Here is a 16771-nt window from a genome sequence, read left to right on the forward strand (position 1 = left end):
TGGCGGTGACGGCGCGGGCTTCGATGGCGGCAGCGGCGCCGGCACCGTCGAGGCGGTCCATGTTGGCTTCGGTGGCGTGGCCGGCGTTGGCGCCTCTGATCACCGCTGCACCGGTGTCTTCGTTGTCGACTTCATCCCAACTCAGCATTGAAATACTCCTTCCTGGTCTGTGCTGACGGTGTGTGAACCCGTCCAAAAATAAGTGATTTGCAGGCTTCAAGGCATTGAAATACTGCGCATAGTGTGGTCAGAATTTTACGAGTTCGCACACTATGTAGTGGTTGTTTGTTGGCGTGGGCACACTATATGGGGTGTGATCAGCATGGTCAACGGACAACGTGTGCGGTTTTAGGTCGCTGCCAGGCGCCGGGTCCGCTATAACGCCGGGGTTCACTGGGCACATTTGAAATCGCCAGGGAATGAAAAAAACGGCTGATCGGCCTCGCTACGCAGGACGACGCCAGGGCTCGTCTGAAAAGGAGCCCCGACCGCCGAAAAGTTCTACATCTTGAGTGGTTTTCGAAATTTCGGCGGGGACGTTCGGCCGTGGGGAAAGCGCGGTGATTCTTCGAGATCATCAAGATGGAGCGGGTATTGTGAGAGGGGGGCAACTTACGCTGATTAAATTGTTACCACGTTCTCCACACGCCATCTTGATTGAAATAATGTAATTTGGATTTGACCGTTAAATGAGCATAGTAGTCTGCAGGTTTCGGCTCTCTCGCATACCGACCGTTCTTGTCGGCCTTAAATGAAACAGACTCCCCCGGGCCGATAGTGTATTGGGTTTGCCCATGCTTGACTTTGAAGCTTTGGTCGGCTGTTGTTTTTATAATAACTTGATGGCCCTCATGCACATTTTCGGTTGGGAGAGTAATTGACTCCTGCCAATTGCCATTGGCTACTTCCACGTAGGTTCGATAAGTGGAAGGAGGAGGCATCACGCCAGTAACCAATGATTGTGCGCGATAGAACTGACCTGTTGGGCGCAGCATTTCCCATGAGCCGGTCTTGGCGTTGTACTGAAAGTCTATGGCATCGCCTTTGGTTAGTTGCCACACCGTAGGGTCGGTGACATCGGACGTCTTGATATCTATCGGAAGATCCGCATCAGAGTGCAGTCTGATGATATCGCCGTTTGTTCCTTCGATAGGCAGCCTGGCCTGCGGTCTCCAGTTGTGCCTATTCAGGGAAACGACAGCATGGGAGGTGCCGAGCAAGATCTTTGAGCCAATCCACTGCGTTTCGCTGGTCTCTTGAGGCTGCCAGGTTTTGGTCTCTGCGGAGTATTTGAGCGCGCGTTTTTCGCCAGGGTTGATGATGCCTAAATAATTGAATTGGCCGGTATTGTCGTCAATGATTTTGCTCTTGTTAAGTGCCGTTGAGTTAACGATAACGATGTCGTTGTCTTTGGGCTCTTTTGGCAGATTGATGTAGTAATTCCAATGCTCGTTATTCACCGAAACAACCGTGACAGGCGTATGGGCGGAGACCACTTGCGAAACGATGCTGGAGGTTGGCGTTATGTTAGGGAGTGCTACATGGCTGACAGATTGGTTTTGTGCGGTGTGGCCGCTGTTGAATGTTTGAGAGAGAGGTAATGCTTCATTCCGGGCTGTTTGTGGGGTTTCTGGTGAGGCGGGCGGAACAGGATTATTGGGTCCCGATGGTTGCTGCAATGTTGAAACCAGAACATCGCCCGCCCGTACCTGGCCCACGGTCTTAATCAGTAAGCTCGCCTGGCCGTTGCCGGTCAAATCTACTGCTAGGCTGCCCTGGCCGGTTATTGCGTTGTAACTCAGCACGACGTCACCGGCTTTGCCGGTAAAGTTCGCTACAAAGTTTAAGCTTCCGATTCTGTTGTTTCGCAGTACGCCGGAAAGATCGATTTTGTCGGTCCCGCTGCTGAAGTCGGTAATAAGATCCGGGTTTTCGGGGGTAGAGTCGCTGACGTCATCATAGATGAAAGTGTCGGCACCATTGCCGCCCTCCAGACTGTCCGCGCCGGCGCCACCCTTTAGTCGATTGTCTACGTGATTACCAATCAATAAGTCGTCGCCTGCTCCGCCCACGGCGTTCTCCAGGGTCACGCCCCTTGCGATGGAGACGTTGCCTTTCATTCCCCCCACATCGGAAAACGATCGTTCGTAGAGGTTGATTTTTTGGTTCTGGGAAAAACCGGAAAAATCGAGGGTGTCATTGCCACCACCGTCCCAGATACAGAATAGTGCTTTGTCTTTATCAGACTTGAGGCTAAGAAAGTCGCGACCACTATTGGAGTTGAAACCGTAAACAGTATCCGTGTTCCGTGTTTTCAAGTTGGCGCCATACATTTTTTGAACGGCGGCAATATCGTGCATCATGGCGGCTGCGGGGCGGTCGCTCTTTGATTGAACGCCTATGTGGGGGCTCATTATCGTGTAGTCGAGGTTGTCCTTGGTGTGAAATGCCGAATCCTGCGGTTCGCCGGAACTGTTGACGTGTTGTGTTGTTCTGGTTTGAAATGGCGTACCGAGTCCTAACGCTCCGCCAATCAGGGTGGTTAATACGCCACGCTTAACATCGTTGTGATCAAAGTCAGAATCTACTGTGGATGCGCCCAGTATAGCAAGGGACGCGTGGGGGGCGCCGGGATAGTTCGAAATAATGCCACCGCTTTTTATGTGTTCAGTTTGTCCAAATACTATTCTGTGGTCATTATGTTTGTGTTTTCCCACTATCGTTCGGGTATCGTTTGATGAGGTGGGTTCTGGAAGCTCTGTAAATGTTACGTTGGCCAGGTCTTCCCAGGCTTGGATGGCTCTCCGGGTCTGGTGTTTTTGATTGGCGTTGAACTCGGTAGGTGAGTGATAGTGGAAATGATCTGATTTGGATTCTGAGAAGAACTCGTAAAGAATGTTAGTGACCCCGTCTAAGTGGCGATCATGCACTTTTTCTTTAATTATCAGGTTTACAGCGTCCTCTGTGGTCAGGGACGCTTTTTCAGTAACGATCGGTGCTATTGGGCGTGTGTGGATATCGGGTGATGAGTTTGTCAAACGGTTAGGCGTGCGAGTGCTTAATGAGTCAGTCATGGGTTGAGTAACCTAGTGTATTGAGATATTCTATGTGTGCTGTTGCTATTATATTGTTTTGCTTAAAATATCACCGGCGTTGATTTTGCCTTGGGTATGAATAAATAGGTCCGCTTTTCCGTTTCCGGTCATGTCTATCCCAACAGTGCTTTCGTTGCTTGTTGAATTATGACGGATAACCGTATCCCCCGAGCGCCTGGTAAACTGAGTGACAAAATTCAAACTGTGAACACCGGCCTTTTCAAGCGCTTTGGAAACGTCAATCGTGTCAACGCCGGTTTTAAAATCCAGTATCTGGTCCGGTCGTTGAATGGTGGAGTCACTGGCGTGCTCATATACAAAAATATCCCTGCCTGATCCGCCCACGAGCGTATCTGCGCCAGCACCGCCGGTTATCAGATTGTCCCCATGGTCGCCACGAAGGACATCGTTGTCTTTAGTGCCAATGACGACACTGACGGAGGGCGGTACGACGATCGGTGCCGGAGGCACGTAACCATCGGTGCGTCCTCCGTCGGGGTTGATGCGCGGGGGAGATGCGTCAACGGGTTTGTATGTCGAGGGGACCTGTACTACGTCTGCCGGATATATCTTTCCATGGGTCTTGATGAGGAAAGTAGCTTGACCCTTGCCTGTCAGGTCTATCGTGAGAGTGCCTTCATTCAGCTTCTCATCGAAGCCAAGCGCTGCCTCACCAATTCTCCCGGAAAAATGAGTGACGAAGTTGAGACTATTTACGCCACTTTTTTTCAGTAAAGTGGACACGTCAATACTGTCAATACCGCTTATAAAGTCGGTAATAAAGTCTGGGTTTTCCGGGGTAGAGTCTGATGTGGTGTTATAGATAAAAAAATCTTTCCCTTTGCCGCCCGTTAGTCTGTCCGCACCCGCGCCACCGGTGAGCCTATTGTCGGCTGTGTTGCCGATCAGATGGTCATTGCCGTGGCCACCAACGGCGTTTTCCAGGGTAACGCCTTTGGCGATGGAGACATTCCCCTTCAGTCCGGCCACATTGGAGAATGTTTGCTCGTTTAGGTTGATGCGTTGGTCTGCCGTGAACTCCGAACAGTCCAAGGTATCATTCCCGCCGCCATCCCAGATGCAGAGAACGGGGCGGTCATCCGTCGATTTGAAAGTCAAAGCATCCCGATCGGTATTAGAGTTGAAGCCGTAAGTCGTATCGGTATTTCGAGTGGTGTAGTTGGAACCGTAGATTCTTTGTATCGCGCTTATGTCATCCATCATGGGTGTCCACGGGTGGCCGCCGCTGAAGTGTTGGCCGTTTTCCTGTTCTTCAAAATAACTCATGATGGAGTGGCCTCTGGTGTCCTCAGCGTAGAGGGCATCTTTTGTGTAGTTGGCGCTCCCGTTATAGTGTCCAGGATGGGGTAGTCCTAGATTGTGCCCAAATTCATGCATGGCAACGAAACCACCCACCGACCTGGGGCTCAGGTTTTCATTTGGATTTCTTAATCCCAACCAAACATCCGCTGTTCCGATAGCTGCCTTTCCCCCAATGCCATGACCTAAATGTTTGCGTACCGCAAGTAAGCCTTCCGCGTCGGGGTTATCACTATAAAACTTTGTATCGCCCAGCCACTCACCTTTCGGCGGGTTTTCTTTATAGCGTATATTGGCGATATCTGACCAACTCTGCATTGCCTTTCTAAGGCCGTCTTTTTGCTCTTCGGTAAAGTTGGTGTGGATGTCTGCTTGATGAACTGGGTCCTTGAGACCGAATTCGTAGTAGATAGTTGTATGGCTGTCTCGATTTTTATCGTGCCAGGTCGCGCCATTTCGAGAAATAATTCTTCCGGCTTGAGTAGTGTCGAGCGACATTTTTTTATCCTTCCCTGCGTCATCTTCCGCTTCCGGTTCGTGCTCGGAAACACGAGGAAAGTAATGGGGCGCTTGTAGCGGTGTGCGGGTGGGGAATGTTGAAGTATTGGGCATGATAGATGTTCGGTTGTAAGGGTGAGTGTATTAGAGATATAGGTGCTGGCATTGTTTGTGCGCAGTATATGTACGATGCCAAAAAATGCTGTTGTTCACTATAGGGGAATTGTTGCGAGAAGCGTTTTAAACGTGGTTTTGATTTTTTTGTTACTGGTTGAAATGCGCTCTATTAAATTTGGAAGGCGTAGCAGGCAAATATTATTAGGCGTTCGGCTACCAGATGATTTATTAGGGTGGATGACGTGATGTATTCAGCAACCTTTATTTATTGTTTGATTGGTTTAGCTTTGTTGTACTCGCGAACCATGGTCGAAATGGCAGAGACAGTTCGCGGTCGTACCGGGCTCCGATTTGGGCATCAAGCAGTGTAGTAGGGCGCGGGCAGGCCTAAGGGGCGGCACAGTCCGCATGAACATTCAGTTGAAAGTCATGGTGTCTCGTCGCGATATTAATTAGAATTAATCTCATTTGAGACTCAATCGCGCTGCGCAGGTTGCTTGCCATGAATGATGCTGTTGTCCCTTCGCACGCCGCCGAACCGACGTTATCGAGCCTGTATCGCGACCATCGCAGTTGGCTGGAAAGCTGGCTGCGGCGGCGCCTGGGCAATGCCTGGGATGCGGCTGACCTGAGCCAGGACACTTTCGTGCGGGTGCTCGCCAGTGCCCAGCCGCTCGCGCAGATGCAGGAACCGCGGGCCTATCTGGTGACGGTGGGCAAGCGCCTGCTGGTCAATTTTCATCAGCGACGCAGCCTTGAGCAGGCTTATCTGACGGCTCTTGGCAACCTGCCGCCAGCCTGCGTGCCATCTCCCGAGCAGCGCTGGCTGGTGTTGGAAACCCTGCAAGCCCTGGATGAATTGCTCGACGGCTTGCCTGCACTGGTGCGCCGGGCGTTTCTCTGGAGTCAGCTGGACGGCCTGGGCTATCGGGAGATTGCCGAGCGACTTGAGGTGTCGGAGCGCACGGTCAAGCGTTACATGGCGCAAGCCTATGAACATTGCCTGCTGGTGGACCTGTGAACCGTGAGGTTGCGCGAGCGGCCGCGCAATGGCTGGCGCTGCTGGAATCGGGGGCGGCCACTGAACGCGATCATGCCGCGTTGCAGCACTGGCGCGACAGTCATCCGCAGCACGAACACATCTGGCAGAAAGCCCAGGCCCTGCGCCAGCGCTTCAGCGCGCTGCCCCAGGCGTTGGCGATGGCCAGCCTCGACCGCCCGCAAGTGGGGCGGCGGGCGTTGCTCAAGCGTGCGTTGGGCGTGGCGGCGCTGGTGCCGACGGCCTGGTTGATCAGTCGCCAGTTACCTATAGATAGTTGGCGCGCCGACCTGCACACCGCCACCGGCGAGCGCAGGCGCCTGCCGTTGGCCGAGGGCGGCAGCCTGCAACTGAATACCGCCACGGCCGTGGATGTGGACCCGGCGCAACGGCGCATCACGCTGGTGGACGGCGAACTGGCGCTGAACGTGCCGGGCGCACACGCGATGACGCTACGCACGCGCTACGGCGAAGTGCGGGTCAGTCAGGCCGAGGTGTGCGTGCGCCAACTGGCTGCCGGCTGCCGGGTGTCGGTGCTCAAGGGCCGCGTGCAGGTGCGCGACGTGAACGGGCAATTGGCGACGTTGCAGGACGGCCAGCAAGTGCCATTGAGCGCCGGCGGGCTCGGTGCGTGGGTGCCGTTCGATGTGCTGCAACTGGGCTGGCGCGACGGCGTGCTGACTGCACAGAACCAGGCGCTGGGGGATTTTCTGCGTGAGCTGGCGCGCTATCGCCCAGGCGTGTTGCGCTGGGCGCCGAACCTGGAGACGTTGCGGGTGACGGGCAGTTTTCGCCTGGATGACACCGACCGCATCCTCAGCCTGCTGGCCTCGAGTCTAGGGTTCGAGGTGCAGGCGCGGACGCGGTATTGGGTCACACTCACTTGAAGACACTGGCGATCAAAAATGTGGCAGTTGTTTTGTTTCGTTTCGACGGAAGGTTTCAGACACTGGGGCCCAGCAGGCTGACGGCTTCGCGTGGTTGCAAGGCCAGCCCACGCATGTTTACGTGGTTTCGAGCGGAGAAGGTTGTAGTGGGGAGGGCAAGCTGTTGATCGACTGTTGGCGGTGAAATAGCTTTGATATACCCATATGGAATAAACAAATAGTTATATATTCCTTTTAATGTTTTTGTGGGTGGCGCACTTTGAGGCTCTGCACATTCGTGCAGATCGACCTAACAGCCAAAAGGAAAGCCGACATGACCATTAAAGCGATCAACGTGCGTAATCAGTTCAAGGGCGTGATCAAGGAGATTCTGCTGGGGGAAGTGGTGTCGGAAATCGACGTGCAGACCGCGTCCGGCATCGTTACTTCAGTGATCACCACGCGCTCGGTGCGTGACCTGGAGTTGAAGGTGGGCAGTGAAGTGATTGCCTTTGTGAAATCGACTGAAGTTTCCATCGCCAAACTCTAAAGACTTGCGTAATTCACTGTAGGCGCCCGCTTGCCGGCGATGGCGGCCGCAAATCAGTCTCCGTAGCGGATCACCCAAGGGCTGGTCGAGGGATGTGTGATCGTCCAGTTTTGTCGGGGCGGCGCTGTTGACGCCGAGGCTCTGGTCGCCGGTGTTCTGGTTGGCAACTACGCCGCAGAGGGACTCGAAGTCCTGGCTGAGTTGAGCCTGTCGGAGTATTCAAAGGGTGCATGGTTTTTATGAGCGTTGGTGCAGGGCATAAAATAAGATAAATGCCTGGAACTTAGTAAGGGGGCGCTGCCGGTAGTCAAACAGTTTGGGAGTGTCGTTGTGGGTTTCGACCTTCTTACTGTTGGCGCTGTTTTTGAGCCGCGTATGGAGCTGCGTACCGATCTTGGGTGGAAGGGGACAAGGGCATTGGTCGCGCGTATTCTTTAGTGTTTGAGTTTCAGACGTTCAGTCGAAATGTATTGTTTCAAACGATAATGACGGTAAACAGATAAGTCTGACAGTTGAATGCTTTTTGCTTTGCTAGTGTTTTCCGATCAGGGCATTCATCTATACAGGGAGGTTAAGTCGATAATATCATACCGGAATTACTCATGAATATATCTTCTTCTGCGGGTGTGTCGTTTCGTTTAGACGATGAACTTACTCGAGATCCTTCAGCTCCGCATGACACCCTACAAATGTCACCCGGGCATAGCCGTGTACGACGTGAGGATACGGAACCAACGTCTCCTGTTTCCATTGTGGTTAAGGATGAGGATGTATTAAAAGTAGTTCATGATAAGGTAGTACAGGCCAAGGCCAGTCCTGATTCCAGCGCTTACTTGAAAGGCTATAACACACCCTCGTCCGTTTCTCTGCCAGGTTATTCAGCCCCAATGAGCGACTTGGAACTCCTTCGATTGGCGGTGGATCACCCCACAACACCCGAACAACTGGGGGCGATACAACGCCTGAGTGAACAGCGCGTTATCGGTGATACTCAAGCCAATGTCAGTCTGTTTTCGAAAGTGATGTCGGGCAAAGGCGTGAAGGTAACGCCGATGTCTCAAAGTTACTATCTTTCGATGATCAACAGATTGTCGCCAGGGCAATGTTCAGGTATCTCACATCTTCTTTCGTTGGCCGTCGCTGAGGGCAAACAACATGTTTTTTTGGGAAATGTTTTCCAGGCGGTTGCCAATCCGGACGATCCTGAATCGCGGGAGTTTTTCAACAAGCTGGCTGAAGTCCATGAACAAACAAAATACATTGAACTTGCAGCTGATCCCAAAAAGTCCGTACTGGGTCCGTATACTGATATTGCACCTAGACTGTTGGAATCGAAAACCACTCAAACGCTGCTGATCAGCGGGGAAAATCATCGTGTCAGTGCCGGTGTGATGGTGGACTCCAATAATAATCGAACTTACTACTTCGCAGAGCCGAATTACGGGTTGGTGGAGTTTTCTTCTTATGAGCTTTTTGAGGAGGGGTTGAAAAAAGTATTTGCAGGGTCTGAACTTAAAGGCTCTTTTAAACCCATGGAGGAGGGGGGTTACTTTAGTTCTCCGAAATACAAAATCAGTGTGTTTGATCCCGATTATATTTCTGATGTCTCTCCTGCCCAAAACGACGTCAGGTTTATGTACGACGCCCCTTTGGGCGATCTTGAAAAAATTAAGGTGATTGATACTTCCCGCCTGCCGTTGGCTGAACATTTTCGGGGCCAGACGTCGACTCCGGAACCCGCAGTACAGGTGGACTATGAGCAGGTCGTAACGGGGCTGGAAAAACTGCACGTTTCCAAAGGGATGTCCCAGTATCACCAGACGAAAGCCGTTTTGGGCCATGTGCAGCAATTTATCGAAAATCATCCAAACTCTTATCAGGTCTCGGCGATGAAGGCGCTTGAGCAAAAACTGATAAATGCAATTAATGAGGCCGCCGCGCCCGTTAAATTTCCCTCCGTTTTTGAGCGTATGGAAAACGACCGTATCGGGCTGGCTAAGGATAAGCTCGGACCAAAAAAACAGGTTAAAACTGAGTACCGCCCGTATGCGAAAATTAATATCACCACTGATGCGAACAGTGACCCGAGCAGGTCAAAGCAAGTGGCGGACGGTATCAGTACCGCCCTGCAGACGATTGACCAGAGCGACCCGAATACTTGGAAGTTGATAGGTACGGATATATCCGTGGTCATTGCCAGGCCGGGCGATCAAGCAGAAACACAGATACGTTTAGGTCGCGAACCCACGTTGATCATTGGTGATGACTTTTTTGCATCGCCTTCCGCGAGTAACAACACTGTCGCTGATAGAGTGGGTCATCAAGCAAAGGCCAATGGCGGGGACGGTATAGCCCAGAAGCAGGCTGCACTCATTGCCGGAAAATTCGGGTTGCTTAGCCACTACAGAGCCCACCCCAATGAATTTCTCGCGACAATAGACAACAAAGAGCCTTTTCGCGAAAGCGGCCATCAACTCAGTACGCGTGCGAGCAGAACTCCCCTGGATTTTATGGAGCAAAGCTTTACTGCGCGACTCTACGACGGAAAACTCGACAGCCAGGCGCAGGCCTCGCTCGACAAACTGCTTTCCCCGCCACGCGACGCGCCACAAAGCGTTTCTTCTACACCGTCCACCCCCGCCGCACCGATTGACCCGGCGCAAGTCGAGCGCCTGCAAAAACTTGATGTAAGTCATCCCCCTGTACGCATTGGTGAGTTGAACGTAAGTCGTGTCGAACTTTATAAAATGGGCGCCAGTATCGATGGCAAGCCTATTGAAAATCCGCTGCCCGGCGATGCGGATAGTCACCAACTGATCAACAAAGTACAGATCGACCTTGAAAAATTTCAGGCTCATTTGAAAGGGAGTTCGAGTGACGTCGGCGATCGCGTGACAAACGTAATCGCTGAGATCGGCGCTCACCGCAGTACCGACAGTGCGCCGCTGTTCCGTTCGGCAAACAGCGGACCTGTACTTGAATCGCTGCAAAACTCAGTGCGGGATTTATCTGTACAACATGCCCAGATAAAGAAACTTGAGCAAAGTAAAAAGCCTATACCCAGCGATTTTTTCTCCCCGGAAACGCCCGGCAAGTCGGGGGCAAAAAATAACGCCGCGGGACTGGGGTTTCAGGCGTTCGGCACATTCCAAACGCTGCGCAGTTCTATAGAGAGTCTTCAGAATGGCGATACAACGGAAGGGGCCGTTGGTCTGGGCAGTGTTGCGGCTGAATATGTCGGGATGGGCGTGGAGGCGGGTCTCAATAAGGTGGCGCAGAAGACCGCCAGTCGTGTGGCACCGACAATAGTCAACTTTAAATCCTCCAGTATTGGAAAGATGGTTGGGAGGGTCGGCGGTGGGGTTGCTGCGACCATCACGGTTCCTTTTGATATCTACAATGCCGTCGATTCGTTCAATAAAGCGGCTGCCAGTACCGGTAAAGAAGCTCAGGATCACTACGTTAACGGTGCGTTCTCAGTCGCTGGGGCTGTTACTTCGATCACCTTGGGCGTTGCATTTATGGCGGGCGCCGCTGCTGCCGGACCGGCCGGACTCATCGTTGCGGGGGTCTTGATGGCTGCTCAATCGATTTACTCCGCTGTCCGTACTGTAGAGGAAATTGATCAATATACGCCGCTGACCGACGGGCAAAAATTCACGATTGGTGTTAAGTCGTTTCTGGGCTTTGAACCCGGATTCGATGTCATAAAACCCTATCTGGAAAAGAAATATGCCGACGAGCACGAACAGCAGAGCAAGGTTCGTTATCAAGCGTTTTTGGACGGTCCAGGTAAAGAGTATTTTGAACGCGTGGTGTACGGTTCTGCCGATGTTGAGGCCAAACTGGTACCGGGTAAGGTCCCGCTCACGCCCTCACTTTGGTATTCACCTATTACCTGGCTGTTGAACTTGATCCCGGTCAATGGTCAGGTACCTCATGTCGAAATCGCGGGGGGTAATGATCATATTTCAGGTCATAAATCATGGAACGGTAAGCCTATAAACGCCGTGGAAGGCCTGCCCGGGGAGACCAAGGCCACGCTTTGGGATATGGGCGACGGGGATGATTGGGTGACAGGGATAGAAACCAAACCGAACTACTTTTTATTGGGCGCAGGCAAAAAAGGCGTTAGCGGGGGGAACGCAGACGATACAGTAGTGCTCAACGCTGATGCGCGCCAGACATTGGCACAGGCTGAACAAGTCTCCACAACCGATAAGGATGGTTTCAGTCCTCGACAGACGTCACTCAATGGCGGCGGAGGACGTAATACGCTGTCATTTTCCGGCGCTCTAACGACCCCCTATAAAGAAGATGGAGCGGACAAAGTAGCCCGATACGCGGGGCACGTCGTTAACTTCAAGACGAATACGATCTCGATAAAAACCCAGGAATCGAATACGGAAGGGGTGAAGAAAATCGCGCATTTCCAGTCTTTTTCCAATGTGACTACGGTTGAACGAGGGCAAAGTTTTATCCAGGGTAATGATGAGAACCATATGTTCACGCTCAACGGTCAAAAAGATGTGTTATTCACCGGCAACGGCGCGAACGTTATTGTCATCAATGGTGGTGCCCGCATCACGGGAGAGGGCGGCAACAATACCTATATCGTGAACAGAGCGGTCGAGAACGTGATTATCGAGGACCCGGGCAACAGTATCGTCAGGTTGGACTATTCAGCTGCGCAACTCTCTGGCTGGCGTGTTTCGCCCTCCGGTGATTTATCCGTTGATACGAGCGGCGATACGCCGTGGAATAGCCGCGCACTTGTCTTCAACAATGCCTTTTCCAGCGATACGGAGGATGATCGGGCACGACCAGTGTTCATCACCAACGACGGTGTGACTATGGTGATAAATGCGCCACGCCAAGCGGGCTCATCCATCCGGACTGTGCAGGTGAGCAGCGTGAAGGTTGAAACTGGTAATCCTCAAACCTGACGCACGCCCAAGGGTGGGCCAACACCATCGAACGACTGGCCCCGGGAAGGGGCCAGTCAGTTTTAACGGGTGAGCAAGCTGCGTTCCATCCGCTGCAGACCCTCTTCCAGCAACGCCCGCGGGCAGCCGAAGTTCAGGCGCACGAACTGCTGGCAGTCATCGCCGAATTCGATCCCCGCGCTCAAACCGACCTTGGCCTGTTCCAGGAAGAACTGTTGCGGGTCGTCCAGGCCCAGGGCGCTGCAATCCAGCCACGCCAGAAAGGTGCCTTGAGGCGCATGCATGACCACGCCGGGCAGGCGGGTTTTTACCGCGTCGAGCAGGTAGTCGCGGTTGGCCTGCAGGTACTGCAGCAACGCCTCGAGCCAGTCGCTGCATTGGCTGTAGGCCGCACGGGTGGCTTCCAGGCCCAGGGGGCTGACGCTGTCGACCATGCCGCAACGCGCCTGGTTGAAGCGCTCGCGCATCTCGGCGTTTTGCACTACGGCAAAACAGGTCTTCAGGCCGGCCACGTTGTAGGCCTTGCTCGCGGACATCAGCGTGATGGTGCGCTGGGCGATTTCCGGGCTGAGGCTGGCGGTGGGGATGTGGCGACGGCCGTCGAAGCACAGCTCGGCGTGGATTTCATCGCTGATGATCAGCGCGCCCTGTTCCAGGCAGGCATTGGCCACTGCGAGCAGTTCTTCGCGGGGGAAGACTTTGCCCACCGGGTTGTGCGGGTTGCTCAGCAATAATGCGCCGGCCCCTGTCAGCGCCTGGCGCAGCAGCGGCATCGGTGTGATGTACTGCGCGTTGACCAGCTTGAACGGCACTTCGATGCGCGGCAGGTTCCAGTTTCCGGGCGCCAGGCGAATCGGCCGATAGTTGGGGGTTTGCAGCACCACCGCTTGGCCGGGCTGCACGAAGGCATGCAGCGCCATATTGAAACCGGGTTCTACCCCAGGCAGAAACAGCAATTCGTCCGGCTGCACGCGCCAGGCGTATTTGGCCCACAGGTCGGCAACGATGGCCGCGCGCACGTCCGGGCCGGCCACGCTGTAGCCGAGAATCTGCTGGTCGAGGCGCTGGTGCAGGGCTTGAAGCACGGCGGGTGGCGCGGCGATGTCCATGTCGGCGATCCACATCGGCAACACGTCGGGCGGGTAACGGTTCCACTTGGTGCTGCCGGTGCCGAGGCGGGGGTGGATCGTGTCGAAATCAAAGCTCATGGGGAGGCTCGTGTCGGAGAGTCAGGTGAAGAATGGCGCCGATTCTAGCGCCATTGGCCGTCGAGGCCAGCGCTGAATCGTTCCGTGACCGACAGGTTCTGTCATAAAAACGCCACTGCGCTGGGGATTGCATCCAAGTCGGGCTATTTTGGTGCATCTCAATAACCCGAGTAGCCAAGGATGAAATACCAACCCTTCAGCCGTACTTTGATTGCCACTGCGCTGGTATTGACGGTCAGCGGTGTGCAAGCCGCCTCCCAGGCCCCGGTGGCCGGTGAAAATGGCATGGTGGTAACGGCCCAGCATCTGGCCACGCATGTCGGTGTGGATGTACTCAAGGCCGGCGGCAACGCGGTGGATGCCGCCGTGGCCGTGGGCTACGCGTTGGCAGTGGTGTACCCGGCGGCGGGTAACCTGGGCGGCGGCGGCTTCATGACCGTGCAACTGGCCGACGGGCGCAAGACCTTCCTCGACTTCCGCGAAAAAGCCCCGCTGGCCGCCACCGCCGACATGTACCTGGACAAGGCCGGCAACGTCGTCGAAGGCCTGAGCGCCAAGGGCCACCTGGCCGTCGGCGTCCCCGGCACCGTGTCCGGCATGGAGCTGGCCCTGAGCAAATACGGCACCCTCAAGCGCGCCCAGGTGATTGCCCCGGCGATCAAGCTGGCGGAAAACGGCTTCGCGCTGGAGCAGGGTGATATCGACCTGCTGCACACCGCCACCGGCGAGTTCGAAAAAGACAAGGACCTGCGCGCAATCTTCCTGCACAACGGCCAGCCGTTGCAGGTCGGCCAGAAGCTGGTGCAGAAAGACCTGGCCAAGACCCTCAAGGAAATCTCCGCCAAGGGCAGCGACGGTTTCTATAAAGGCTGGGTCGCCAAGGCGCTGGTGGATTCCAGCCAGGCCGGCAAAGGCATCATCACCCAGGCCGACCTCGACAAATACAAGACCCGTGAACTGGCGCCCATCGAATGCGACTACCGGGGCTACCACGTGGTCTCGGCACCACCGCCGAGCTCCGGTGGCGTGGTGATCTGCCAGATCATGAACATCCTTGAAGGCTACCCGATGGCCGACCTGGGCTACCACTCGGCCCAGGGCCTGCATTACCAGATCGAAGCCATGCGCCACGCGTATGTGGACCGCAACAGCTACCTCGGCGATCCGGACTTCGTAAAGAACCCGATCGAACACCTGCTGGACAAAAACTACGCGACGAAACTGCGTGACGCCATCGAACCGAACAAGGCCGGCGACTCCCAGGCGATCAAACCGGGCGTAGCGCCCCATGAAGGCAACAACACCACCCACTATTCCATCGTCGACAAGTGGGGCAACGCGGTCTCGGTGACCTACACCCTCAATGACTGGTTCGGTGCCGGCGTGATGGCGAGCAAGACCGGGGTGATCCTCAACGATGAAATGGACGATTTCACCGTCAAGGTCGGCGTGCCGAACATGTACGGCCTGGTCCAGGGTGAAGCCAACGCCATCGCACCAGGCAAGGCGCCGCTGTCGTCGATGAGCCCGACCATCGTGACCAAGGATGGCAAGGCGGTGATGGTGGTCGGTACGCCGGGCGGCAGTCGCATCATTACCGCGACCTTGCTGACGATTCTCAACGTCATCGATTACAAGATGAACATCCAGGAGGCCGTCGACGCGCCGCGTTTCCACCAGCAGTGGATGCCGGACACCACCAACCTCGAGACCTTCGCGGTCAGCCCGGATACGCAGAAGATCCTTGAGAGCTGGGGCCACAAGTTTGCCGGGCCACAGGATGCCAACCACTTGGCGGCGATCCTGGTGGGCGCGCCATCCCTGGACGGCAAGCCGGTCGGCAACAACCGTTTCTATGGGGCCAACGACCCGCGTCGCAATACCGGCCTGTCCCTGGGCTACTAAGCGCTGCAACTCACTGTAGGAGCGAGCTTGCTCGCGAAGAGCGTCAACGATAACGCGGGCATTCTGGATTAACGCGGTGTTCTTGCGTTTTTCGCGAGCAAGCTCGCTCCTACAGTATCTGTTTGACGGCCGCGAAGGCTTTGGCGCGGCGTTCTTCCCAATTTCCCCTGATCACCACCAGGGCCTGGCGATGCTGCTGCATCCAATCCAGGCTGTGCTGGAAAAACGCCTGGCGGTCGGCCAGTTCCGGCTGGCAACGCTGGCCGTCGGCGGTCCATTCCACGTCGTCGGGGGACAGCAGCAGGTGCAGGTCGTAGTGGCGGGCCAGCAGTTCGTCGTCAAGCCATGTCGGATAGTCGCCGAACAGGGTCTGGCTCCAGAGCCTGTTGGTCAGCAGGTGCGTGTCGAGGATCAGCAGCGCAGGGCGCTCGGCGCGGGCGGTATCTTCCCAGGCCAGTTGTCCGCGGGCGATGGCCGGGATGTCGGCCAGCGTGGTGTCGCGCTGATGGTGGTCGATGAAGTGCCGCACGTACTCGCCCACCATCAGTCCGCCGAACTGCGTTTGCAACTGCGCGGCCAACCAGCTTTTACCGCTGGATTCGGGGCCGGCCAGGACCACCACCTTCATGCGCGCAACGCCGGGTCGGCGCGCCATTCGCGCCAGCCTTGCACGGCGATCGCGGTGAACAGCGCATAGAGCGCGGCGGTGAGGTAGAGGCCTTTATAGAGGAACAGCCCGACGAAAATCACATCCACGGCAATCCACAATGGCCAGCACTGCACGCGCTTTTGCGCCATCCACATCTGCGCCACCAGGCTGAAACCGGTGAGGGCGGCGTCGAGCCAGGGTTGGGCGGCGTCGGTCCAGTGAGCCATGGCGGCGCCGAGCAACAGGCTGCCGACCGCGCCGATAGCCAGGCTGGTAAGGATCGCGGACCAGCCCAGGCTGGTGACTTGGCGACCTGGCTTGATGTCCCCGGCGCGTCGGGTCCACTGCCACCAGCCGTAGACTTGCAGGGCGGCGTAGACCACCTGCAACAGCATGTCGGAATAGAGTTTCACGTCGTAGAACACCCAGGTGTAGAGCAGCACCATCACCAGGCCGATGGGCCAGCACCAGGGGTTTTGTTTGACCGTCAGCCAGACAGCGATCACCCCCAGCGCGGCGGCGAACAGTTCAAGCCCGGACATGGTGGTTCCTTGGGAGAGAGGGAAAGGGCGGGGATT

The 16771-nt window shown here is 55.3% G+C and carries 10 protein-coding genes and 1 pseudogene; 5 read left to right on the forward strand and 6 right to left on the reverse strand.

The window, feature by feature from the left end; translation table 11 throughout:
- The 3 genes and pseudogenes from C8K66_RS00005 to C8K66_RS00015 all read right to left on the reverse strand — a co-directional run.
- A pseudogene (locus C8K66_RS00005) lies at positions 1-148 on the reverse strand (ribonucleotide-diphosphate reductase subunit beta); the annotation flags it as partial.
- A gap of 481 nt (positions 149-629) precedes the next feature.
- Positions 630-3074: a M10 family metallopeptidase C-terminal domain-containing protein gene (locus C8K66_RS00010; RefSeq protein ID WP_108523968.1), complete on the reverse strand. Its 2445-nt coding sequence runs from the start codon at positions 3072-3074 to the stop codon at positions 630-632.
- Between the two features lie 48 nt (positions 3075-3122).
- Entirely contained in the window at positions 3123-5027 is a 1905-nt protein-coding gene (locus C8K66_RS00015; protein WP_108523969.1) for a M10 family metallopeptidase C-terminal domain-containing protein, read from the reverse strand.
- 505 nt (positions 5028-5532) lie between these two features.
- Here C8K66_RS00015 and C8K66_RS00020 point away from each other — a divergent pair.
- From C8K66_RS00020 to C8K66_RS00035, 4 genes are all read left to right on the forward strand, one after another.
- Positions 5533-6051, forward strand: a complete 519-nt coding sequence (locus tag C8K66_RS00020) for a sigma-70 family RNA polymerase sigma factor (protein ID WP_108523970.1) — start codon at positions 5533-5535, stop codon at positions 6049-6051.
- Positions 6048-6956 carry a FecR domain-containing protein gene (locus C8K66_RS00025; protein WP_108523971.1) on the forward strand — a complete coding sequence of 303 codons (909 nt, stop codon included), beginning with the start codon at positions 6048-6050 and terminating at the stop codon, positions 6954-6956. Before C8K66_RS00020 ends, C8K66_RS00025 begins: the two co-directional genes overlap by 4 nt.
- A 313-nt stretch (positions 6957-7269) precedes the next feature.
- Positions 7270-7485 carry a molybdopterin-binding protein gene (locus C8K66_RS00030; RefSeq protein WP_003173733.1) on the forward strand — a complete coding sequence of 72 codons (216 nt, stop codon included), beginning with the start codon at positions 7270-7272 and terminating at the stop codon, positions 7483-7485.
- Positions 7486-8087: 602 nt separating this feature from the next.
- Complete coding sequence (locus C8K66_RS00035) at positions 8088-12431, forward strand: hypothetical protein (protein WP_256590871.1); 4344 nt, start codon at positions 8088-8090, stop codon at positions 12429-12431.
- A gap of 62 nt (positions 12432-12493) precedes the next feature.
- Here C8K66_RS00035 and C8K66_RS00040 read toward each other — a convergent pair whose 3' ends face one another.
- Entirely contained in the window at positions 12494-13639 is a 1146-nt protein-coding gene (locus tag C8K66_RS00040) for a MalY/PatB family protein (protein WP_046383215.1), read from the reverse strand.
- A 180-nt stretch (positions 13640-13819) separates the two neighbouring features.
- On the opposite strand from C8K66_RS00040, the gene ggt reads away from it, so the two are divergent.
- On the forward strand, positions 13820-15544 hold the full coding sequence (gene ggt, locus C8K66_RS00045) for a gamma-glutamyltransferase (RefSeq protein WP_017847249.1): 1725 nt from the start codon (positions 13820-13822) through the stop codon (positions 15542-15544).
- Between the two features lie 109 nt (positions 15545-15653).
- Here the strand turns inward: ggt and C8K66_RS00050 are convergent, their stop codons facing one another.
- Both C8K66_RS00050 and pnuC read right to left on the reverse strand, forming a co-directional pair.
- Complete coding sequence (locus C8K66_RS00050; protein ID WP_079445013.1) at positions 15654-16172, reverse strand: AAA family ATPase; 519 nt, start codon at positions 16170-16172, stop codon at positions 15654-15656.
- On the reverse strand, positions 16169-16735 hold the full coding sequence (gene pnuC, locus C8K66_RS00055; RefSeq protein ID WP_046383216.1) for a nicotinamide riboside transporter PnuC: 567 nt from the start codon (positions 16733-16735) through the stop codon (positions 16169-16171). The genes C8K66_RS00050 and pnuC overlap by 4 nt, the downstream gene beginning before the upstream one ends.
- Positions 16736-16771 lie beyond the last annotated feature (36 nt).

Source organism: Pseudomonas sp. GV105, from assembly GCF_003058185.1.
Lineage (GTDB): Bacteria > Pseudomonadota > Gammaproteobacteria > Pseudomonadales > Pseudomonadaceae > Aquipseudomonas > Aquipseudomonas veronii.